The sequence below is a fragment of the Niallia sp. FSL W8-1348 genome, assembly GCF_038006745.1.
GTDB classification, from domain to species: domain Bacteria; phylum Bacillota; class Bacilli; order Bacillales; family Cytobacillaceae; genus Niallia; species Niallia alba.
The window spans coordinates 330,014-352,995 of the sequence record NZ_JBBOVV010000001.1 but is presented as its reverse complement, the minus strand read 5'-3'; the positions used below and the strand labels follow the sequence as shown (position 1 = coordinate 352,995).

The following is a 22,982-nucleotide window of genomic DNA, read 5'->3' as shown; positions in this document are numbered from 1 at the left end:
GTATAGAAAAAGAAATAAGAGGAGGAGAAATATGATTGTACATATTATGGCTGGTGGACCTAAGCAGTATATTCCTAAGCTAGACAAGTATCCGAAAGATATTTGTTGGATTGGCGTAGATCGAGGCGTTATTTATTTAATGGAAAAATCTATTCCGACCTATGCTGCTTTTGGTGATTTTGATTCTATTTCAGAAGAAGAACTACATAACATAGAAGCAAAAACAGGAATTATTAAGCGGTTTAAACCAGAAAAAGATGAAACAGATATGGAGCTTGCTCTTCTGTGGGCAATCAAAGAGGGAGCAACACTCATTCGACTATTTGGAGCAACAGGAGGAAGACTCGATCATACGATAGCAAACCTTCAGCTCTTATTAAGAGAAGCTATAGATCATAAAGATGTTAAAGTGGAAATTATCGATAAGCAAAATAGCGTAGCCGTTGTCCCAGCAGGCTCTTACACCTTGAAAAAAATGAGTGAATATAAATATATTTCATTTTTTCCTTTTAGTACAAAGATTGTAGGTCTAACTTTAGAAGGTTTTAAATACCCTTTAGTAAGGAGAAATCTTCCTGCGAGCAGCACATTATGCATTAGTAATGAACTAATTCGAGAAACTGGTACTTTTTCCTTTGATGAAGGCATATTAATGGTAATAAGAAGTTGTGATTAATTTTGATAAATGATGGTACTAATTTGTTTTATCTGAATAGGATATGTAAGTGCTAGCGATGTTTATTGATTAAGGAGGGACAGTATTCATGAGATTTTATACCATTAAATTGCCGAAATTTTTAGGAGGACTTGTCCGAGCAATGTTAGGAACCTTTAAGAAGGACTAACAAAAAGATTCAGCGGATTTTTTTAGTAAAGACAACCTTTCGCTTTAAGGCGGGAAATTTCGAGAACTTACTGTACTTATACGGCTTGGCTGATTGTTTGGAGACAAAATAAAAAAGGACATGTGACATGTCCTTTTTTATTGCAATTGATCTGATTAAACGCGTTCTACTTTACCAGATCTTAATGCTCTAGCAGAAACCCAAACACGTTTAGGTTTACCATCTACTAAAATACGAACCTTTTGAAGGTTAGCTCCCCAAGTACGTTTGTTAGCGTTCATAGCATGGGAACGAGCATTACCTGTAGTTGTTTTTCTTCCAGTTATAACACATTTACGTGGCATGTATATTTCCCTCCTTATTACAGAAACCCATTAAAATGAGTTTGAAAAGTCATAGATAGCAATTTACTTATAGTCTGCTAAATAATCCTCGTTACAGATACCTTAATAATTTATCATACAACTTAAATGAATGCAATAGTTGGATTAAAAGCTTTCAAGAAAATTTCCTTGACATGTATTTCTCACTATATAAATTCGTTTATTCCAACTCTTTATGGGAATAGTAAAATAAGTAGTTGTTTTCTGAATTTGTGCCAATACTTTAATAGTAGTATTATTTTGTTATATAATAATGATAAGCTTTTTAACTATAGCTTTCAAAAAAGTTTTGGTTATAGTAAAATGTCAGTAGTCAAGGAGCAATTCCAAAGGGGGAAAACTCATGTCCATTGAACTAAAAACGAATTTCGGACAAATTGATATATCAACAGAAGTTATCGCTACAATCGCAGGTGGAGCAGCAGTAGACTGCTACGGTATCGTTGGAATGGCGTCGAAAAATCAAATTAAAGACGGTTTAACAGATATTTTGCGTAAAGATAACTTTACACGTGGTGTAATCGTTCGAAAAGTTGAAGAAGAAGTACATATTGATATGTATATCATTGTAAGTTACGGAACGAAAATCTCCGAGGTTGCGCACAATGTTCAATCAAAAGTAAAATACACGCTCAATAAGACAGTTGGACTTGCCGTTGACTCGGTTAATATTTACGTTCAGGGAGTTCGTGTGACGAACCCGTAGTAGAGGAGGAAACACAGTGTCAATTACAGTTTTAGAAGGAAAGCGATTTGCCGAAATGGTAATCCAAGGAGCAAACCATTTATCCTCTAATGCTAAATATGTAGATGCGTTAAATGTTTTTCCAGTGCCAGATGGAGATACAGGAACGAATATGAATTTATCGATGACTTCAGGTGCAAAGGAAGTTCAAAAGAATATTCAATCGCATATCGGTAAAGTTGGAACCTCATTATCTAGAGGGCTATTAATGGGAGCTAGAGGAAATTCTGGGGTTATTCTTTCTCAATTATTTCGAGGCTTTTCAAAACATATAGAGCAAAAGGAAACAATAACTGGAAAAGAATTTGCACAAGCTTTACAATTCGGTGTGGAAACAGCATATAAAGCAGTAATGAAACCGGTAGAGGGAACGATTCTTACAGTTGCGAAGGATTCTGCAAAGAAAGCGGTTCAATCTGCCGAAACGAATGACGACATTATTGTTATCATGGAAGATACAGTGAAAGAAGCGAAAGCTTCATTAAATAGAACACCTGACCTATTACCTGTTTTAAAAGAAGTAGGTGTTGTGGACAGTGGTGGGCAAGGATTAGTATTTGTCTATGAAGGCTTCCTTGCTGAGCTTAAAGGTGAAAAACTTCCTGACGCTGTTCAAAACGTTGTTTCAATGAACGAATTAGTAAATGCAGAGCATCATAAAAATGTTCATAGTTATATCAATACAGAAGATATTGAATTTGGCTATTGCACAGAGTTTATGGTTCGTTTAGAACAGGAGAAATTAGGAAACAAGCCGTTTTCAGAAGAAGACTTTAGACAGGCTTTAAGCAAATACGGAGATTCTTTACTTGTTATCGCAGATGATGAGATTGTGAAAATTCACATTCACTCTAATCATCCAGGTGAAGTTTTATCATTTGGTCAAAAGTACGGTAACTTAGTAAAAATGAAGATTGAAAATATGCGCGAGCAGCATAGCAACTTAGTGGATTCAGCAGAACAAGAGGAAGCAATTAGCGCTCATTCTGTTGAAGAACAAAAAGAGTATGGGATTGTAACGGTTTCTATGGGAAGCGGAATTGCAGATCTTTTTAGAAGCATCGGTGCTCATTATGTTATCGAGGGCGGCCAAACGATGAATCCTAGTACAGAAGATATTGTTAATGCAGTGAAACATATTAACGCGAAAAAAGTCTTTATTTTGCCAAATAATAAAAATATTATTATGGCAGCAGAACAAGCAGCTGAAGTATTAGAACAAGACGTAGTTGTTATTTCTTCTAAAACTGTTCCTCAAGGAATGTCAGCGTTGCTTGCTTTCAATCCTTCTAGTGATTTAGAAACAAATGAGAAGAATATGAAAGCTGCGCTTGAACATGTAAAAACAGGTCAAATTACGTATGCGGTCAGAGATACAAGCATCGATGGGCTAGAGATTGAAACAGGCGATTTTATGGGACTTGCAGATGGGAAAATCGTTGTAAAAAGCAAAGAAAAAACAGAATCTGCACAAGAACTTTTACAATCTATGATTGATGAGGATTCTGAAATTGTAACGGTAATCAAAGGAGAAGAAGCGACGGAAGAAGAAGTAGATACGCTTGTATCCTTTATTGAAGAAAATTTTGAAGATGTGGAAGTTGAAGTTCATGACGGTAAGCAACCACTATATTCCTTCATCTTTTCAATCGAATAATCATTAGCTAAAAAAGGGTGTGCCTTAGGAGAGGTATGCCCTTTTTTGTTTTTTAGGGGAGGTGGAACGGTGGGGACGGACGGGCAATTTTGTTTGAAGAAGAGAGCTGGGGAAGGTATGTCTGTTACTTTGAAGGTGAGTGGTTGAACGAAAAGGTAACAGAGAAGCGATTTCTGAGCCCGTGCAGTGCAGAAAAAAGAGTTTAAGGTAACAGAGAAGCGATCTCTAAGCCCGCGCAAGGAAGAAAAAGCCGCTTAAGGTAACAGAGGAGCCCTCCCTAAAATCCCTAAAGCAAACAAGCCCCAACTATATTAACTTTTCATATCAAGCAACATACATAACAGTCTTTATTTTCCATTCAGCAAAATAAAGAGAACGATAAGAATTAGAACCATATATTAATATAGTATGATATTATATAGTGTAATGAATTGAAACACCGTATTACGGAAAGACGACCATCATTTGATTTTGGGTATTTAAGGGGAGAAAAATCCATGAAATATAAAAGTGTTTTTGATATTATTGGTCCGGTCATGATTGGTCCGTCCAGTTCCCACACAGCAGGTGCGGCGAGAATTGGAAGAGTCGCACGCAATCTTTTTGAAAGAGAACCAAAATGGGTAAATATTCATTTTTATGGTTCCTTTGCTGAAACCTATAAGGGGCATGGGACGGATGTGGCAATTATCGGAGGGATTCTTGATTTTGATACATTTGATGAACGAATTAAAGCGTCCTTAGAAATAGCGGAACAGCATGGAATCCAAGTTAAATTCCATATAGAAGAAGCGATACCAGAGCATCCAAATACTGCTAAAATCCATTTAGGAGACGAAAAAGGTGAAATGGAGCTAGTTGGTATTTCTATTGGCGGTGGAAAAATTGAAATCACAGAACTTAATGGGTTTAAATTAAAGCTTTCTGGTCATCACCCTGCAATATTGGTTGTTCATAATGATCGATTCGGGGCTATTGCTAAGGTTGCGAATGTATTGGCTAAATATGAAATAAATATCGGTCATATGGAAGTAAGCCGTAAAGAAAAAGGGAAATTGGCTTTAATGACAATTGAGGTCGATCAAAATATAGAAGAAGCGATTTTAAAAGAGCTTGAGCAGTTAGATTCGATTGAAAAAGTAACAACAATCGTGGAATAAAGGGAGGGGTAAATATGTTCCGTAATGTAGCAGAATTGGTAGAAATGGCAACAACTAGAAATTTACCGATTTCCGAAATTATGATTGAACAAGAAATGAACGTAACAGGAAGAACAAGAGCAGAAATACTTGCACAGATGGAAACAAATTTGCAGGTAATGGAGCAAGCGGTGGAAAGAGGGTTGAATGGAGTAGTATCCCATTCCGGATTGACTGGTGGAGATGCCGTTTTACTTCAAGAATATATTAAAAAAGGTCAATTTCTTTCAGGAGAAATTATTTTAGATGCAGTTAGTAAAGCTGTTGCAACGAATGAAGTAAATGCAGCAATGGGAATGATTTGCGCAACACCAACAGCAGGATCTGCAGGTGTTGTACCTGGTACGCTTTTTGCTGTGAAAAATAAACTGAATCCAACAAGAGAACAGATGATTGCGTTCCTTTTTAATTCAGGTGCATTTGGGTTTGTGGTTGCAAATAATGCATCAATCTCTGGTGCTGCTGGCGGATGCCAAGCGGAAGTTGGCTCGGCTGCTGGGATGGCTGCAGCTGCGATTGTAGAAATGGCAGGAGGAACACCAGAACAATCAGCGCACGCTATGGCAATTACACTAAAGAATATGCTAGGTCTTGTTTGTGATCCAGTTGCTGGTTTAGTCGAAGTTCCATGTGTAAAACGAAACGCCATGGGAGCAGCGAATGCAATGATTGCTGCAGATATGGCGCTTGCAGGCATAAAAAGTCGTATTCCTTGTGATGAAGTAATTGATAGTATGTATCGAATTGGTCAGGCAATGCCTACGGCGCTTAAAGAAACAGCACGGGGAGGGTTGGCAGCAACACCAACTGGTCGGAGACTGGAAGCTGAAATCTTTGGTAGTGCCGCTGCCGCTAACAAGTGAATGAAACATTACAGCTATCCGTCGATCACATAAAAGGCGTTGGAGCAGAAACAAAAAAACAATTAGAAGAAATGAATATATACAAAATAAATGATTTGCTAGAATATTTTCCTTATCGTTATGAGGATTATCGTCTGAAAAACCTCGAAGAAATAAAGCATGAAGAAAAAGTGACGGTAGAAGGGAAGGTTCATAGCGAACCATCCCTTATTTTTTATGGAAGAAAGAAATCTAGATTAACGATAAAGCTATTAGTAGAACAATACTTAATTACGGTCGTATTTTTTAATCAGCCTTATTTAAAAAGTAAATTAGCTGTGCAAGAATTAATTACAGTAACAGGAAAATGGGATCAGCATCGCCAAACAATTACGGCGAATCATTTGCAAATTGGCAGTAACCAAAAGGGGCATTTATTTGAACCAGTGTATGCGGTAAAGGGCAATATTACGGTCAAAAATTTACGTAAATATATTTCATCCGCATTAAGTCAATATGGAGAGTTAATCGAAGAAAACTTTCCATCTTCTATGCTAACAAAATATCGATTGTTGCCACGGAAGGAAGCACTGCAAATTATTCATTTTCCTGAAAAGAGAGAGGATCTTACCCAAGCAAGAAGAAGGTTTGTATATGAGGAATTCCTCTTGTTTCAACTGAAAATGAGTGCGTTAAGAAAATACGAAAGAGAGCATTCCGGCGGGAAAAGTCAGCAGTATTCCCTTGAAAAGCTAACAGCCTTTATAGAAACTCTTCCTTTTCCTTTGACAAATGCTCAAAAAAGAGTGGTTAATGAAATCTTGAAGGATATGAAAGCAGAGGTCCGAATGAACCGGTTGCTGCAAGGGGATGTGGGATCTGGAAAAACAATTGTTGCTGCTATAGTTTTATATGCTTCTATCCTTTCTGGTCACCAAGGTGCATTAATGGCGCCGACAGAAATTCTTGCAGAGCAACATGCGGATTCTCTCCACAGTATCTTTTCAAAATTTGGGGTTACCTGCGGGTTGTTAACAAGCTCTGTTAAAGGAAAAAAACGAAAAGAATTGCTGGTCCAATTAAAAGAAGGAAAAATCGATATTTTAATAGGTACACATGCGCTGATTCAAGACGATGTGGAATTTAAATCGCTAGGATTAGTCATTACCGATGAGCAGCATCGCTTTGGAGTTGAGCAAAGAAGAGTATTAAGGGAAAAGGGAGAAAATCCTGACGTTCTGTTTATGACAGCAACCCCAATTCCAAGAACGCTCGCCATTACTGTCTTTGGCGAAATGGATGTTAGTATCATTGACGAAATGCCAGCAGGACGAAAAAATATTGAAACATATTGGGTAAAGCACGATATGTTAACAAGGATCCTTCAATTTATGGAAAAAGAACTCCATCAAGGAAGACAAGCCTATGTTATTTGTCCATTAATCGAAGAATCGGAAAAGTTGGATGTTCAAAATGCAATGGATGTCCATGCGATGTTATCTACCTTTTTTGACGGAAGATATAAGGTTGGCCTGATGCACGGAAAACTTCATGCAGATGAGAAGGACAACATGATGAAACAGTTTAGTCAAAATGACATTCAAGTTCTAGTAAGTACAACGGTTGTCGAAGTAGGTGTGAACGTTCCAAATGCGACGTTTATGCTTGTGTATGATGCAGAACGATTCGGATTATCACAGCTCCATCAACTTAGAGGAAGAGTCGGGCGAGGTGACGCTCAATCTTATTGCGTCTTAATCGCAGACCCAAAAACAGATGTTGGAAAAGAAAGAATGAAAATCATGACCGAAACAAGCGACGGATTCGTTCTAAGTGAGAAAGATCTAGAGTTAAGAGGACCAGGAGACTTTTTCGGAAAAAAACAAAGTGGTTTACCTGAATTTAAAATGGGCGATATGATTCACGACTACCGCATCTTAGAAACGGCAAGAAACGATGCAACCATTCTAATCGAATCAGCCGCATTCTGGCAAAATGACGACTACAAAGCCCTACGAGATACGCTAAAGGAAACAGGTGTCCTAAACGGAGAAAAACTAGACTAATCCCGACTATATTTCCCAGTAAATAACAAGCTGATTGATAGCCTTCAATACTTCTCAATGGTAAACAAGGAAATATGAGTTTAAACACTGAGCAGGCAATTGTGAGGCTATTAAAAAACACTTAATTTCGAATGAAATTAAGTGCAATCATATTTGAAGATTGGTTTGAAGAAGTGTACGCTCGCCCCATAGAAAGCGAGCGTACACAAACTTGGCTACTATCAATCATTAATAGCTAGCAGTTGGAACAAAACTTCGGCTTGCATTCCAACTATATAAATTATATACTACTATTAGTACCTAGTCTTAATAGTGCGGTGGTGTTAATAAATGAAGAGAACTAAACGGGAACGTCAACAGTTTTTAGTGGAGACAATTAAAGAGACTCCTTTTATTACAGACGAGGAATTGGCGGAAAAATTCTCTGTTAGTGTACAGACAATAAGACTAGATCGGTTAGAACTATCAATTCCAGAGCTTAGAGAGCGAATTAAAAACGTCGCAAAACAATCACTTGAAGACGAAGTGAAAGCATTGCCTATCGAAGAAGTTATTGGGGAAATAATCGATATGGAATTAGATAATTCAGCTATATCTATCTTTGAAGTAAAACAAGAACATGTCTTTAAACGAAATGGAATTGCAAGGGGACATCATCTCTTTGCCCAAGCGAATTCTCTTGCGGTAGCCTTAATCAACGACGAACTTGCACTAACAGCAAAAGCCAATATTCACTTTACTAGATCGGTTAAATTAGGTGAACGTATTATTGCAAAAGCAAAAGTAATTCATATAGATAGTATAACCGGCAGAACAACGGTAGAAGTTAATAGTTATGTGAACACGGAATTAGTTTTTAAAGGTGAATTTGATATGTACCGTGCCAAAAGATAAAGGAGTAATTAGTATGATGAAAATTGCCATTGATGCAATGGGTGGAGACAATGCCCCGAAAGAAATAGTTATTGGTGCCCAAAAAGCAGTAGAAGCTTTTTCAGATTTAGAAATACTTCTCGTTGGAGACGAAAAACAGATTCAATCTTTCCTAACTACGAAAGAACGAATTAATATTTTACATACAGAAGAGCAAATTTTAGCAACAGATGAACCAGTAAGGGCAGTACGCAGAAAAAAAACAGCTAGTATGGTCCTTGGTGCAACAGAAGTAAAAGAGGCTAGAGCAGATGCGTTTATCTCTGCTGGAAATACAGGTGCTTTAATGGCAACTGGATTGTTTGTAGTTGGGAGAATGGAGGGAATTGACCGTCCGGCATTAGCCCCAACTTTACCGACAATCGGCGGAGAAGGTTTTCTTCTACTTGATGTTGGCGCAAATGTGGATGCCAAGCCAGAAAACTTAGTTCAGTATGCAATGATGGGAAGCATTTATTCCGAAAAGGTTAGAGGCGTTGCCAAACCAAGAGTTGGATTATTGAACATTGGGACAGAAGAGAAAAAGGGGAATGAATTAACGAAGAAAACCTTTGAACTTCTCCAAAATACCGATATTCATTTTATAGGAAATGTAGAAGCACGTGATTTGCTTGACGGAGTATGTGATGTTGCTGTGACAGATGGGTTTACAGGCAATATGATTTTAAAAACGGTTGAAGGAACAGCGATGTCTATGTTTAAAATGATTAAAGCTGAGTTAATGAGCAGCTTTACTTCCAAAATGGCTGCTGCAGTCCTAAAGCCAAATTTAAAACAAATAAAAAATAAATTGGATTATTCAGAGTATGGCGGTGCAGCCTTATTTGGTTTAAATGCACCTGTTATTAAAGCACACGGTTCATCTGATAGCCAGGCGATATTTAGCGCAATTAGACAAACAAGAGAGTTTGTGCAATCAGGTGTGGTCGCTCAAATAAAAGACGCAATGGAGTAAAATGAGGAATAAAGACAGAAACGGCAAATTCAACTCTAATGGGAAGAAAAGGAGAGTAAAAACAAATGGGTAAAATTGCTTTTGTTTTTCCTGGACAAGGCTCACAAGTAGTCGGAATGGGAAAAGATTTATTTGAACAATTTGAACCGGCAGCGAATTTATTCAAAAAAGCTGATCAAAAATTAAACGTTTCTCTAACAGACTTAATTTTTGAAGGACCAAAGGAAGAACTTACACTTACACACAATACACAGCCAGCCTTACTGACAACGAGTATCGCCATTTTAGAACATTTTAAGCAATTTGATATACAGCCAGATTATGTGGCGGGACATAGCTTAGGTGAGTATTCTGCGTTAATAGCAGCAGGCGTGGTTTCTTTTGAAGATGGTGTATATGCAGTTCGTAAGCGTGGAGAATACATGCAAGAAGCGGTCCCAGCAGGTGAAGGAGCGATGGCAGCTGTGCTCGGGCTAGATCGAGAGCAATTGACTGCCGTGACACTTGAGGTCTCTGATGCAGGTAATTCCGTACAGCTAGCGAATCTTAATTGTCCTGGGCAAATTGTTATCTCAGGAACAACGAAGGGCGTAGAATTAGCGGGAGAAAAAGCTAAGGAAGCAGGGGCAAAGCGTGCAATCCCTCTTGAAGTGAGTGGTCCTTTCCATTCAGAACTAATGAAGCCAGCTGCAGATAAATTTGCTTCTGTATTGGATGACTTGGACTTAGTAGATGCAAAAATCCCTGTCATTGCTAATGTTACAGCTGCTCCAATCCAAGATAAGGCAGATATTAAAACAAAGCTAGTAGAACAATTATATTCATCTGTTCTTTGGGAAGATTCTGTTCGAAACATGCTTGATTTAGGGGTAGACACTTTTATTGAAATCGGACCTGGTAAAGTTCTTTCTGGTTTAATTAAGAAAATTGATCGAAAAGCGAAAGTGTATGCTGTAAATGATATGGAAACAAGTACTAAAGTTGCAGAAGAGTTAAAGGGGGATTTGTAAGTGAAGTTAGCTGGTAAAGTTGCTGTTGTTACTGGAGCATCTCGAGGAATTGGTAAATCGATCGCGCTTGAGTTAGCGAAGCAAGGCGCAGACGTTGTTGTTAACTATGCTGGTAGTGTAGATCGTGCCAATGAAGTGGTAAAGGAAATTGAAGCTCTAGGCAGAAAAGCAATTAGCATTCAATGTGATGTATCCAATACCGATTCTGTAAATGCGATGATGAAAGAGGCACTTGAATCGTTTGGCAACATTGATATTTTAGTTAATAATGCTGGGATTACAAGGGACAATCTGTTAATGCGTATGAAGGATTCAGAGTGGGATGACGTTATAAATACAAATTTAAAAGGTGTGTTCCTTTGCACGAAAGCTGTAACAAGACCGATGATGAAGCAAAGAAAAGGAAGAATAATTAATATTACTTCCATCGTTGGCGTGACAGGAAATCCTGGACAAGCTAATTATGTTGCGGCAAAAGCAGGTGTGATTGGTTTTACGAAAACGACAGCAAAAGAACTTGCACAACGAAATATTACGGTAAATGCAATCGCTCCTGGATTTATTACAACAGATATGACGGATAAACTGACAGAAGAAGTAAAAAATAGCATGCTTACGCAAATCCCTCTAGGCCAATTTGGCAGACCTGAAGACATTGCCAATGCCGTTGTCTTTTTAGCTTCGGATGACAGCAGTTATATTACGGGACAAACATTGCATATTGATGGTGGAATGTATATGTAATGATTCCTTTATGAAAAGGAAAGAGTGTGAATAGTAAGAGAACAAACATTAGATAAAGTTCTCATTTATTATTTCGTTAAAATACTCTATAATGCATTTGAGGGGAGGTGAAATAAATGGCAGATGTATTAGAGCGTGTAACAAAAATCGTTGTAGATCGTCTTGGAGTGGAAGAATCTGAGGTTACTTTAGAAGCTTCTTTCAAAGATGATTTAGGCGCTGACTCTCTTGATGTAGTTGAACTTGTTATGGAATTAGAAGATGAGTTCGATATGGAAATTTCTGACGACGATGCTGAAAAGATTTCTACAGTTGGTGATGCTGTGAATTACATAAGTAATCGCTAGTCATTGTTTAAAAGCTCCGTTATCCACGGGGCTTTTAATTTTGTATGTGAGCGATTATTTAGGAGAAAACTATTACAGTAGAAAAAGTTACTATATTGATTGTGAAAAGGCCTGAAGAATAGATGACAATCTCTGTTTGTTTGATGTATACTAATAACTAAATGCCTATAATAAATAGGAATGTAGTAATGGTTGATGAACGGCAAGATCATCGTCGTTCAAAGGGATATTATATACGGCGCTTAAAAAGCGCAATAAATAGATAGAAATAGTTTTTCTTATGTGAAGTGGGGTTTCCCCCCTAGTGGTAGCCCGATTTCTGTAATAGAAAAGGCTTGGAGAGAAAAAACTTTCCAAGTTTCTTTGCGTTTTTTATCTTTTTTACTTAAACTTGAAATGAATTGTAAACTTAGTGCTAAGGTGGAGGCAAAATGCGAGGCAATCGAAAAGACAAAAGAACTGTTCGACCAAATGAGAAAAAAATGAAGGAACTTCAAGATAAATTAGGGATTCATTTTACGAATGAAAAACTATTGAAGCAGGCTTTTACCCATTCATCATATGTGAATGAGCATCGAAGAAAACCACACGAAGATAATGAAAGATTAGAATTTCTTGGTGATGCCGTTTTAGAATTAACGGTTTCTAAATTTCTCTTTAAGAAATTTCCAATGATGAGTGAAGGGGAACTAACCAAATTGCGAGCAGCAATCGTTTGCGAGCCATCTCTTGTTTCCTTTGCCAATGAACTTTCCTTTGGTGTATATGTGCTCTTAGGAAAGGGAGAGGAAATGACTGGAGGAAGAACAAGACCCGCGCTGCTTGCTGATGTATTCGAAGCGTTTATTGGTGCTCTTTATTTAGATCAAGGATTAGATTCAGTGGTAGCATTTTTAGAGGAAGTTATTTTTCCAAAAATAAATAACGGTGCTTTTTCTCATGTGATGGATTTTAAAAGTCAACTACAAGAATATGTACAAAGAGATGCTGTTGGAACAATTGAGTATAAAATACTACTTGAAAAAGGACCCGCACATAATAGAGAGTTTATTTCACAAGTCTTTTTAAATGATCGAGAACTTGGAACTGGAATGGGACGTTCTAAGAAAGAAGCAGAGCAACAGGCTGCGCAAAAATCATTATTAATGTTAAAGGCGGATAGTGAAAAATAAATGCTTAAAAAAGCAAACAAAGAAAAACAACTAGAGGAAAACAAGGAAGAATCGGGGTGAGGGTATGTTCTTAAAACGGTTAGATATCATCGGTTTTAAGTCATTTGCAGATCGAATTTCTGTCGATTTTGTGCCAGGTGTAACGGCAGTCGTTGGCCCAAATGGAAGTGGGAAAAGTAATATAACCGATGCGATTCGCTGGGTGCTTGGAGAACAATCTGCAAAATCCTTGCGTGGAAGTAAGATGGAGGATGTTATTTTTTCAGGAAGTGACTCCAGGAAAGCAGTCAACTTTGCTGAAGTAACGTTGACTTTAGAAAATGAAGATCATTTCCTTCCATTGGATTTCCATGAAGTAAGTGTTACAAGGCGTGTTTATCGTTCAGGAGAAAGTGAGTTTCTAATCAATAAGCAATCTTGTCGTCTTAAGGATATTGTTGACTTATTTATGGATTCAGGATTGGGACGAGAGGCTTTTTCGATCATCAGTCAGGGGAAAGTCGAGGAAATCTTAAATAGTAAGGCAGAAGATCGTAGGTCCATCTTTGAAGAGGCAGCAGGCGTGCTAAAATATAAGACGCGAAAGAAAAAAGCAGAAGGAAAGCTTGTGGAAACACAAGATAATCTTAATCGTGTAAACGATATATTACATGAATTAGAAAGTCAGGTGGAACCATTAAAGATTCAAAGCTCGATGGCAAAGGAATATCTACATCATCGAGAAAATCTTGAATCGATTGAAGTTGCCCTAATGGTTCATGATATTGAAGAAGCGCACGCACGATTTGAAGCAATCTCGAAACAACTAGAAGCTTATAAACAAGAGGAGCTAAAGCTATCCTCCATGCTGCAAAGTAAAGAAGCAAAGATGGAAGAAGTAAAAAATGAAGTAGCTGCTCTAGATGAATCTATCGATGATCTCCAACAAGTTCTTCTTTTAGTCAGTGAAGAATTAGAAAAACTAGAAGGTCGAAAAGAAGTATTAAAAGAACGAAAAAAGAATGCAACACAAAATCGTGATCAACTTGAAAAAAGCAAAGTGGAATTGCAAGAAAGAGTAGCAGCCCTTCTTTCGCAAAAAGAAACACAACAAAAGCTTGTTCACGAATTACAAGCAGAGTCAAAAGAAATTGAAGAAACATTAAAAGTTAATGAGAAAAATCTTGCCCTTTTTAACGAGAATTTAGAAGAAAAAATCGAAATGTTAAAAAGTGACTATATCGATATTGTTAGTAACCAAGCAGCTTCAAAAAATGAATTGAATTCTGTTATCCAGCAATTAGAGAATCAAGAAAAAAGAACGTCTCAGCTTGATGAGGAAAATGCTAATTTTACAAATGAACGTGACCGCATTCAGGAGAAAAAAAGTGAGATTACGGAAAAACTAACAGAGCTTTCTGACATACTTGAGAAATGGTCTACTATATGGAATGAAAAGCGCACCCATTTTCAAGGAATAGAAGCAAAAGTTCAACAGGTGGAGAAAGCTCTTTATCAATCCTACCAGTATGCACAGCAGGCAAAGTCTCGGAAAGAAATGCTCGAAGAATTGGAAGATGACTATTCTGGATTTTTCCAAGGGGTAAAAGAAGTGCTGAAAGCAAGAGGTAAGTCTTTGCATGGTATTAGAGGCGCAGTTGCGGAATTAATGCATGTTCCAAAGGAATACAGTGTTAGCTTGGAAATTGCTTTAGGTGGATCGATGCAGCACATAGTAGTAGAAACAGAACAAAATGGTCGCGAAGCAATTGCATTTTTAAAGAAAAATGGTTTTGGACGAGCTACGTTTTTACCAATGAATGTTATTAAGGGAAAAACACTTGCTGATTCTCAACTACGGTTAATTCAAGGGCATCCTGCATTTATTGGTATAGCTGCAGACTTGATTAACTATGATAGTCAATATAGTGAAATTATGCGTAGTTTATTAGGCAATGTTGTCATTACTAAGGACTTAAAGGGTGCTAATGAAATGGCGAAAATCCTTCAGTATCGTTCTCGTTTTGTGACGTTAGAAGGAGAAATTGTTAACCCTGGTGGTTCGATGACTGGTGGAGCAATTAAGCAAAAGCAAGCCTCCATTATTACCCGAAAAGGTGAATTGGAAGAGCTTAAGAAAAAGATTTTTGAGATGGATAAAACGTCCCTAAAGCTTGAAGAGCAACTGAAAAAAGGCAAAGCAGCTTTGCAAACGGAAGAGTTATCGATTGAAGAAGCACGCTTAAAAATAGAGGATCTTCGTTTCCAAATTCAAACATGGAAAGACGATTTAAAAGAGGTTGAATTCGAAGAAAGAGCAATGAATGATAAATTGTCTCTATATGACCGCAACAAGGCTGACTCTCACCAAGAACAAGAGCTTCTCCAAAAGAGGCGTACTGATTTGCAACAAAAGCTTGAACAACAAAATAAAAAACTGTCTGAATTAGATAAAGAGATTGCTTTGCTTACGGAGCAGAAAAATAAACAAACTGTTTCCAAGGAATCTGTAGTAAATGTTATCAGTGATTTACGAATTCAATCTGCAGCTAAAAAAGAACAGCTTCGACATGAAAAGGATAAGCTAGCAACCATTATTCAAGAACATGAAACAACAGAAGAAAAGTGGGAGCTTGTAAAGGAAGACCTTCGTTTGCTATCTTCTGAAATGAGTAATTCTCATTCCGGAGAAGCGACATTAGAAGAAGCTGCCGAGCAGAAACAGCAGGAAAAGCAAGAAACCATCCAGTTGATTTCTTTACGCAGAGAGGAAAGATTGCAGAAGCAAATGCAATTAGAAGAGCTTGAACTGGAAACGAAGGAGCAACGTAGACTTCATCGAGGAATCGTTCAAGCTTTAAAGGATGAAGAAGTAAAATTAAACCGTGTAGACGTAGAATTAGATACTCGATTAACTAATTTGCGTGAGGAATACTTATTGACGTATGAAGGAGCGAAACTAGATTATCCTTTAACACTAGAAGTAGATGAAGCACGTAAAAAGGTGAAACTAATTAAATTAGCAATGGAAGAACTAGGAACAGTCAATCTTGGTGCCATTGAGGAATATGAGCGAATTTCTGAAAGATACGAGTTTCTTCTAGAGCAAAAAACAGATTTAGAAGAAGCAAAGGATACCCTTTACCAAGTAATCGATGAAATGGATGAGGAAATGAAAAATCGATTTGAGCAAACTTTTGAAGGAATAAAAGCTCATTTTGAAACAGTTTTTCAAAGCTTATTTGGCGGAGGTAGTGCCGATTTAGTATTAACGAATCCAGAAGATCTTTTAAACACAGGAGTAGAGATTGTTGCCCAACCACCAGGGAAAAAACTACAGAATTTAAGTTTATTATCTGGTGGGGAAAGAGCGCTAACAGCAATTGCTCTATTATTCTCTATTCTGAAAGTAAGACCTGTTCCGTTCTGTATTTTGGATGAGGTTGAAGCAGCATTGGATGAAGCAAACGTATTTCGTTTTAGCTCCTATTTAAAACGCTATAGCCATGAGACACAGTTTATTGTTATTACCCACCGTAAAGGAACAATGGAAGAAGCAGATGTGCTTTATGGGGTAACAATGCAAGAATCTGGTGTTTCAAAGCTAGTTTCGGTTCGTCTAAGTGAAACCAATGAATTAGTTGCAAATGGATAAGTCTTTTAGCTATGAGCTACAAGTGATCTAAAATATTAAGGCCCCGTTTTCTGAGGCTTACTGTTTTCTACGAAGGTTAGGCAGTAGGTCTTGGAAGATTTTATTGCTCGCTCTCTAGGCAATATTATTAAAACATTAGATCTTTTACATAACCAGTATTTTTGAAATGGAAGAAGGGATATTAATGAGTTTTTTTAAAAAGTTAAAAGAAAAAATGTCTCAACAGACGAATACGGTAACCGAGAAGTTTAAAGAAGGTCTGACAAAAACAAGAAATAATTTTTCAGAGAAAGTGAATGATCTCGTTTCTCGCTACCGAAAAGTGGATGAAGATTTCTTCGAAGAGCTGGAAGAAATCCTAATTGGAGCAGATGTTGGCTTTGAAACAGTAATGGAGTTAATTGATGAGCTAAAAAAAGAAGTGAAAAGAAAAAACATCCAAGATCCAAAAGAAGTCCAAGATGTAATTTCCGAGAAATTGGTTGCTATTTATGAGAATGGTGAAGAAGAATCTTCTACGATTAATATGCAAGCAGAAGGGTTAACAGTCATTCTCTTTGTAGGCGTAAATGGAGTAGGGAAAACAACGACAATAGGTAAGCTTGCTCATAAGTATAAAGAAGAAGGTAAAAAAGTGTTACTTGCTGCAGGAGATACGTTCCGTGCTGGAGCAATCGAACAATTGGAAGTGTGGGGAGATCGGGTTGGAGTAGATGTCATTAAACATACAGAAGGATCTGATCCAGCAGCTGTTATGTTTGATGCCGTTCAAGCTGCTAAATCTCGCCAAGCTGATATCCTTTTATGTGATACGGCTGGAAGACTGCAGAATAAAGTTAATTTAATGAAGGAATTAGAAAAAGTTAAACGAGTAATTGAACGAGAGGTTCCAGGGGCTCCTCATGAAGTGTTACTTGTGCTAGATGCAACGACTGGACAAAATGCATTAGTGCAAGCAAAAACATTTAAAGAAACAACAAATGTAAGTGGAATTGTTCTAACGAAATTAGACGGGACTGCTAAAGGTGGAATTGTTCTTGCGATTCGTAACGAACTACATATTCCAGTTAAGTTTGTAGGATTAGGGGAAAAAATGGATGATCTTCAAGGATTCGATCCAGAAAAATATGTATATGGTTTATTTTCTAACTTAGTGGAGCAAAGCGAAGAATAAAAGAAAATGGAAGTCGGATGTCGTAAAAGAAACTTTACGACATCTTTTTTTTGTAAATTATTGTTAAACTATTGCGAAGACGTTATAAAAATAAGGATAAGTAGAATACTAAAAAATAACATTATCTATTTATTTCGGAGGGAAGATGTTTGATTATTCAATGCGCTGTATTACTTATTCTTATTGGAGGTATTGTGTTAACAGTTAAAGGACATCTTGTTCAGCATCATGCCTATGCTCGACTTGGCGACTCTTTGCCTGCTAAAAAATACGAGGAAGCAGAATTAGAAAGTTTACTCACTATAGAAGAAGAAAATCTTTTCCTAAGTAGTTTAACAGGTATGCGAATGAAAATAATTGGCGCACTTTTAATAGCAATACCAGCTAGCGTTCTTATATTATTTCACTTAAATTAGGAGATTGATGTGGTATTGGCTGATAAAAATAAAAAGTTTAGCTGAAAAGAAGGAGAATTTGGCTGATAAATAAAAAGTTTGGCTGAAAAGAAGGAGAATTTGGCTGATAAATAAAAAGTTTGGCTGAAAAGAAGGAGAATTTGGCTGATAAATAAAAAGTTTGGCTGAAAAGAAGGAAAATTTGGCTGATATATTAAAATTTTAACTGATAAGACTGCTGATAAATGAAATATAAATTAATCTTTCACAACAAAATGTTAAAACGAACAATTTTATAATCCATACTAATCACCAAAACTTCTGTAAGCATACCAAAACAGGAGTTTTTAAATTTTACGCGTAAAAAAATAGTTGCTAACACATAAAACATTTCCAACATTCCCCTCGTCTAATAAAATATAGAAACTCATAATGAAATTACAAAAAAATATATGTATAAAAAGTATATAATAATGTAAAATTACATTATGAAATTTTTTCTAATTTACTGTAGGGGGGAAACAGTTAACAGACGTCTATTAAATAGAATAAAAAATAAGGCTGTTTTCTAAAAGATTATTTTTTTCAATAGGAGAAAAGAATTAGTTGGAAAATGGAGCAGCCGGAATACACGTAGACTCCTGTGAGCCGAAGCGGCTCAGCGCGAGCCCCACGGAAAGCGAAGTGTATTCCCGGCTGCGGGTAATAGCAACAAACTTTATGAAAACAGCCAAAAATAAAAAATGGGGGAAACAGAGTTTGCGAAATGTCAAAAAAGTCATAATCATATGTTTTATTTTATTTTTGGCCACTACTTTTATTGTAAAAGAAGCAAATGCAGCAACATCTACAGCCGAAATAAAAATTACAACAGAAGCTGGATTAGCTGGAAAAGTAATCGACGGAAAGGGATTTTTATTAAAGGTTACCATTGAAAATAGTGGTAAAGATTTCAAAGGTGATTTATTAGTTCCTTATTCTCCGAGTTATGAAGTGGGAGGACAAACATTAGTGTCTGTAGATATTCCGGCGAATAGTAAGAAGACCTATATGGTCACAATGCCAGGGATTTCTTCTGATTCTAACTATGCTAATAATAAAATGAAATTATATCGCGGGAGTTGGAAGAAGGGTGATGAGGTAACTTTTGCTGGAGTAAAAGAAGTGAGAGTTAATTTTATTTCTCAACAAACCTTAGGTATTCTAACTGATCAATATGATAAATTTAAAGATTTAAGAAAGTTTCCAAGTAATTCAATTTATACAACAGAACTTTTAAAAGAAGATTTACCAGATCAAGCGTTAGCTCTTGAAACTGTAAGTTATTTACTCGTTGATCAGTTTTCGCTTACAGAATTAACAGATGCGCAGCAACAAGCGATTAAAAATTGGATTGAAAATGGAGGTATTTTAATCACTGGTGCCTCAACAAATGGTAAGCAGGTATACGGCAATTTAGAAACATTCATGCCGTTAGCACTTGGTGATCAAGAAACGATTTCCTTGGAGGCAATTGATTCAAAAAGCAAACAACAAGAGAAAATAAATGGTTTTCAATCTTCGCTAACAGATGGAGCTGAAGCAATTGTTTTACATAATAACCAGCCTATTATTGCTAAAAAGACACTTGGTGGAGGAAAAGTAATGCAAACTTCCTTTTCACTAAGTGATCCGGCTTTTCTTAGCTGGCAAGGATTCAATAGTTGGATGGAAAAAATACTATTAGCAGAGAATACGCAACATTCCGCTAATTATCAGTATAGTAATAGTCCAATCAGTAATCTTTATTATAACTTTGTCGAATCGAATGAGTATTTTAAAAATTCTACTATATCAACAAGTATCTTATTAATTATTTTAGCAGGATATTTGCTCGTTATTGTGCCGATTTTATATTTTATGTTAAAAAAGATCGACAAGCGTGAACATGCTTGGTGGATTATTCCGTGTCTATCCATTCTTTTATCAATTGGAGTGTTCTTTACAGGTGCAAAGGATAAAATAAAAAATCCACAATTCAATGAAATGGGCATCTATCAATATAACGATAACTATTTATCTGGATATCAAGCAACTACGCTTTTATCGAATAAATCAGGTGATTTTACGTTAACGTATGATAAGAATGCATATACGCCAATTCCGTATTTAGGATATGGAGAATTGCAAGTAAAGGCCATTACAAGTGAAAAAATAAAAAAGAATGAAATTATTTTTCCAGAAGTAGAGTATTGGTCTAGTCGTACTATGTTCGGCAAATCTAGCATACCGCTAGAAGGCGGATTTGGTCATGAATTTGACACAACAGAGAAAGAAATTTCTGGGACGATAACCAATCATTATCCATATGACTTTGCAAGAGTATTTATATGGTCTGGGACGGAAAAAATCGACTTAGGCTCCCTAGCTGCTGGAGAAACAAAAAAAGTTAAGGCTACCCATAAACATAAGTATTTTTCCAGACCAACTGATACAAATCAAGGCTATTATCTTTATGATTATAATGGCAAAGATTTAAATGAGTATAGGGAATTAGCTGCGTCAAGTATGGTGTTAAATACGGATTACTTTAAGAATGTGTCAACTGGAGATCCGTTGTTAATTGGAATTACGAATGAGGATATTGTCAAGGTTGAATTAACAAGTGGAAAGGTAACGAAGAATAGCACTAACTTAATTATGGAGCCTATTACAATAGCAAATAATTTTCCTGGGCCGTTTACCTTAAATGAAGGGAACATGGAACAGAAATTAACGGTAATCGAGGGGGCTATCTATAATGAGAACTTCCAATATAATGATATTTCCTTAGAAGATGGGAAGTATCTATATACGCTTGGTATTCCTAAATCTTATGAAGAAAGCTCCATTGCTTTGGATTCTTTAACCGTACAACCAATGGGAAATATGGGTGTGAAATATAGTATTTATAATAAACGCACGGATGATTATGAAGAAGTGAAAAGTCTTTTTAAAGTGGAGAAAGAAAAAATTGGCGATTATGTTGATAAAAATAGAAAAATCACTATTAAGGTGGATAAAGCAACGAATGGAGATCCATATATGCAACTGCCATCTGTTAAGGTCAAAGGAGAGATAAAAGAATGATAGAAATTAAAGGTCTTTCCAAAAAGTATGGAAAGTTTACAGCACTACAGCCATTAGATCTTCAAATCGATGCTGGGTGTGTGTTTGGGTTTGTTGGGCAAAACGGAGCGGGTAAATCAACGACATTCTCTATTCTTGCTACTCTATTAGCACCGACATCGGGTACAGCAACCATTAATGGAGCAGATATCATAAAGCAACCGAAAGAGGTAAGAAAACAATTAGGATATATGCCTGATTTCTTTGGTGTTTATGATCAATTAAAAGCAGAAGAATATTTAGATTTCTATGGTGCTAGTTATGGTATCCCAGCAGCACAAAGAGAAAAATTAATCCCTCAGCTATTAGAGCTAGTTAATCTTTCGCATAAGCGAAAAGATTATGTAGATTTATTGTCGCGAGGGATGAAACAAAGACTATGCCTTGCGAGGAGTTTAATCCATGATCCTGCTGTCCTAATTCTCGATGAACCAGCATCTGGTTTAGATCCACGTGCGAGGATTGAAATGCGTGAGATTTTAAAAGAATTAAAGAATATGGGAAAAACAATTCTTATCTCCTCCCATATTTTACCTGAATTAGCTGAAATGTGTGATGTCATTGGAATTTTAGATCAAGGAAAATTAGTGGCACAAGGAACTGTATCAGCTATTCAACAGCAATTACAAAGTGAAAAAATTATAAGTGTAAAAACATTTGATATGCAAAAAACGATTGCGTTTTTTGAAGAAAATCCACGGATTACAAAAATAGAAGTTTTAGAAGAAGGAAAAGCCATTCAGTTCCTCTTTAAAGGTGGAGATGAGGAACAGCAAGCTTTATTAAAAACAGCGATTCAAAAAGAGATTCCGATTATTAGTTTCTCAGAAATGGAGAGCAATCTAGAAGATGTCTTTATGGAGATCACAAAGGAGGTTGAATTCTCTTGAAAGCTTATTTCATGAACCCCGTATTAAACAAAGAGCTAAAACTGCGCTTTCGTTCAGGGAAAACGTTTGTCGGGATCCTGTTTTATCTGCTTGCACTCACCTTGTTGATGGTTGCTTTAATGTATGTGCTCAGAACATCAAGTCCAAGCGGATTTTTTAAGCCGCAAGAAAGTAGATTGATGTTTATGTTTTTGGCATTTTTTCAATTAGGATTAGTTTTATTTATTACCCCAGGATTGACAGGCGGAGTTATTAGTAGTGAACGAGAAAGACAAACACTAAGCATTCTATTAACAACCACCCAAAGCAGCTTTACAATTGTTATTGGTAAATTGCTCTCGTCCATTTCGTATTTAGTTTTGTTAATTTTAGCAAGTCTTCCGATTTATAGTTTTGTGTTTTTATTTGGTGGAATTTCGCCGACTCAGTTAGCGCAAGTATTTTTCTTTAGCTTGTTTACGATGCTTGTGATTGGCAGCTTTGGTGTTTTGTTTTCTACCCTTATACGTAAAACAATTGTAAGTATGGTCACAACATATAGTGTTGCTTTATTTATTGTTGCTGGAACGGCAGTTATCTCCCTAATTCTTTTTCAAATTGCGGATATCTATGCTGTTGCCACGCCAAAAAAGGTTCCATCTGTGTATTTTAGTGCCATGTTTAATCCTGGCATTGTTTTAGCTGATGTCTTTGAACCGACTGTTTCTGAACAAATAAAAGAAATCACAGGAATTAAATTTCCAATATGGGCTGCTCACCTTATTACTTATTGCATTGTTATTGTGCTTTCATTAACAATTAGTGTTCGTAATTTACGTGCCAATATGAAAAAGGGAAGTTGATA

20 protein-coding genes are annotated in these 22,982 nt (G+C 36.6%); 19 read left to right on the top strand and 1 reads right to left on the bottom strand.

What is annotated here, in order from left to right:
* Positions 1–31: 31 nt before the first annotated feature.
* Positions 32–676, top strand: coding sequence for a thiamine diphosphokinase (locus tag NST60_RS01850; RefSeq protein WP_169188362.1), 645 nt, complete (start codon positions 32–34; stop codon positions 674–676).
* A gap of 88 nt (positions 677–764) precedes the next feature.
* Complete coding sequence (gene spoVM, locus NST60_RS01845) at positions 765–845, top strand: stage V sporulation protein SpoVM (protein WP_016201070.1); 81 nt, start codon at positions 765–767, stop codon at positions 843–845.
* 155 nt (positions 846–1,000) lie between these two features.
* Here the strand turns inward: spoVM and rpmB are convergent, their stop codons facing one another.
* Positions 1,001–1,189, bottom strand: coding sequence for a 50S ribosomal protein L28 (gene rpmB / locus NST60_RS01840; RefSeq protein WP_016201071.1), 189 nt, complete (start codon positions 1,187–1,189; stop codon positions 1,001–1,003).
* A 382-nt stretch (positions 1,190–1,571) separates the two neighbouring features.
* Here rpmB and NST60_RS01835 point away from each other — a divergent pair, with 382 nt between their 5' ends.
* The 17 genes from NST60_RS01835 (at position 1,572) to NST60_RS01755 (ending at position 22,980) form a co-directional block, all read left to right on the top strand.
* The gene (locus tag NST60_RS01835; RefSeq protein ID WP_016201072.1) at positions 1,572–1,934 is read left to right on the top strand and encodes an Asp23/Gls24 family envelope stress response protein; all 363 of its coding nucleotides are present in this window, start codon (positions 1,572–1,574) and stop codon (positions 1,932–1,934) included.
* 16 nt (positions 1,935–1,950) lie between these two features.
* The gene (locus NST60_RS01830) at positions 1,951–3,630 is read left to right on the top strand and encodes a DAK2 domain-containing protein (RefSeq protein WP_016201073.1); all 1,680 of its coding nucleotides are present in this window, start codon (positions 1,951–1,953) and stop codon (positions 3,628–3,630) included.
* A gap of 497 nt (positions 3,631–4,127) precedes the next feature.
* The gene (gene sdaAB / locus NST60_RS01825; RefSeq protein ID WP_016201075.1) at positions 4,128–4,790 is read left to right on the top strand and encodes an L-serine ammonia-lyase, iron-sulfur-dependent subunit beta; all 663 of its coding nucleotides are present in this window, start codon (positions 4,128–4,130) and stop codon (positions 4,788–4,790) included.
* A gap of 14 nt (positions 4,791–4,804) precedes the next feature.
* Positions 4,805–5,692 carry an L-serine ammonia-lyase, iron-sulfur-dependent, subunit alpha gene (sdaAA, locus tag NST60_RS01820; protein WP_016201076.1) on the top strand — a complete coding sequence of 296 codons (888 nt, stop codon included), beginning with the start codon at positions 4,805–4,807 and terminating at the stop codon, positions 5,690–5,692.
* Positions 5,689–7,737 (top strand): ATP-dependent DNA helicase RecG, encoded by a 2,049-nt coding sequence (gene recG / locus NST60_RS01815; RefSeq protein ID WP_224427323.1) that lies wholly within the window; start codon positions 5,689–5,691, stop codon positions 7,735–7,737. The genes sdaAA and recG overlap by 4 nt, the downstream gene beginning before the upstream one ends.
* A gap of 330 nt (positions 7,738–8,067) precedes the next feature.
* The gene (gene fapR, locus NST60_RS01810) at positions 8,068–8,631 is read left to right on the top strand and encodes a transcription factor FapR (protein WP_016201078.1); all 564 of its coding nucleotides are present in this window, start codon (positions 8,068–8,070) and stop codon (positions 8,629–8,631) included.
* Positions 8,632–8,647: 16 nt separating this feature from the next.
* Positions 8,648–9,625, top strand: a complete 978-nt coding sequence (gene plsX, locus NST60_RS01805; RefSeq protein ID WP_016201079.1) for a phosphate acyltransferase PlsX — start codon at positions 8,648–8,650, stop codon at positions 9,623–9,625.
* Positions 9,626–9,690: 65 nt separating this feature from the next.
* Complete coding sequence (gene fabD, locus NST60_RS01800; RefSeq protein WP_341098045.1) at positions 9,691–10,635, top strand: ACP S-malonyltransferase; 945 nt, start codon at positions 9,691–9,693, stop codon at positions 10,633–10,635.
* Positions 10,636–11,379 carry a 3-oxoacyl-[acyl-carrier-protein] reductase gene (gene fabG, locus NST60_RS01795; protein ID WP_016201081.1) on the top strand — a complete coding sequence of 248 codons (744 nt, stop codon included), beginning with the start codon at positions 10,636–10,638 and terminating at the stop codon, positions 11,377–11,379. It begins immediately after the preceding gene.
* Positions 11,380–11,495: 116 nt separating this feature from the next.
* A complete protein-coding gene (locus NST60_RS01790) occupies positions 11,496–11,726 on the top strand; it encodes an acyl carrier protein (protein ID WP_016201082.1) in 231 nt (76 codons plus the stop codon).
* Between the two features lie 431 nt (positions 11,727–12,157).
* Positions 12,158–12,898 (top strand): ribonuclease III, encoded by a 741-nt coding sequence (rnc, locus tag NST60_RS01785; protein ID WP_016201083.1) that lies wholly within the window; start codon positions 12,158–12,160, stop codon positions 12,896–12,898.
* A gap of 64 nt (positions 12,899–12,962) precedes the next feature.
* Complete coding sequence (gene smc / locus NST60_RS01780) at positions 12,963–16,532, top strand: chromosome segregation protein SMC (RefSeq protein ID WP_016201084.1); 3,570 nt, start codon at positions 12,963–12,965, stop codon at positions 16,530–16,532.
* A gap of 184 nt (positions 16,533–16,716) precedes the next feature.
* Positions 16,717–17,706: a signal recognition particle-docking protein FtsY gene (gene ftsY / locus NST60_RS01775; RefSeq protein ID WP_016201085.1), complete on the top strand. Its 990-nt coding sequence runs from the start codon at positions 16,717–16,719 to the stop codon at positions 17,704–17,706.
* 149 nt (positions 17,707–17,855) lie between these two features.
* Positions 17,856–18,122, top strand: coding sequence for a hypothetical protein (locus NST60_RS01770; RefSeq protein ID WP_016201086.1), 267 nt, complete (start codon positions 17,856–17,858; stop codon positions 18,120–18,122).
* 738 nt (positions 18,123–18,860) lie between these two features.
* Positions 18,861–21,209, top strand: coding sequence for a hypothetical protein (locus NST60_RS01765; RefSeq protein WP_101730035.1), 2,349 nt, complete (start codon positions 18,861–18,863; stop codon positions 21,207–21,209).
* Positions 21,206–22,138 carry an ABC transporter ATP-binding protein gene (locus tag NST60_RS01760; RefSeq protein ID WP_016201088.1) on the top strand — a complete coding sequence of 311 codons (933 nt, stop codon included), beginning with the start codon at positions 21,206–21,208 and terminating at the stop codon, positions 22,136–22,138. Before NST60_RS01765 ends, NST60_RS01760 begins: the two co-directional genes overlap by 4 nt.
* A complete protein-coding gene (locus NST60_RS01755; RefSeq protein WP_169188366.1) occupies positions 22,135–22,980 on the top strand; it encodes an ABC transporter permease in 846 nt (281 codons plus the stop codon). Before NST60_RS01760 ends, NST60_RS01755 begins: the two co-directional genes overlap by 4 nt.
* Positions 22,981–22,982: the final 2 nt, after the last annotated feature.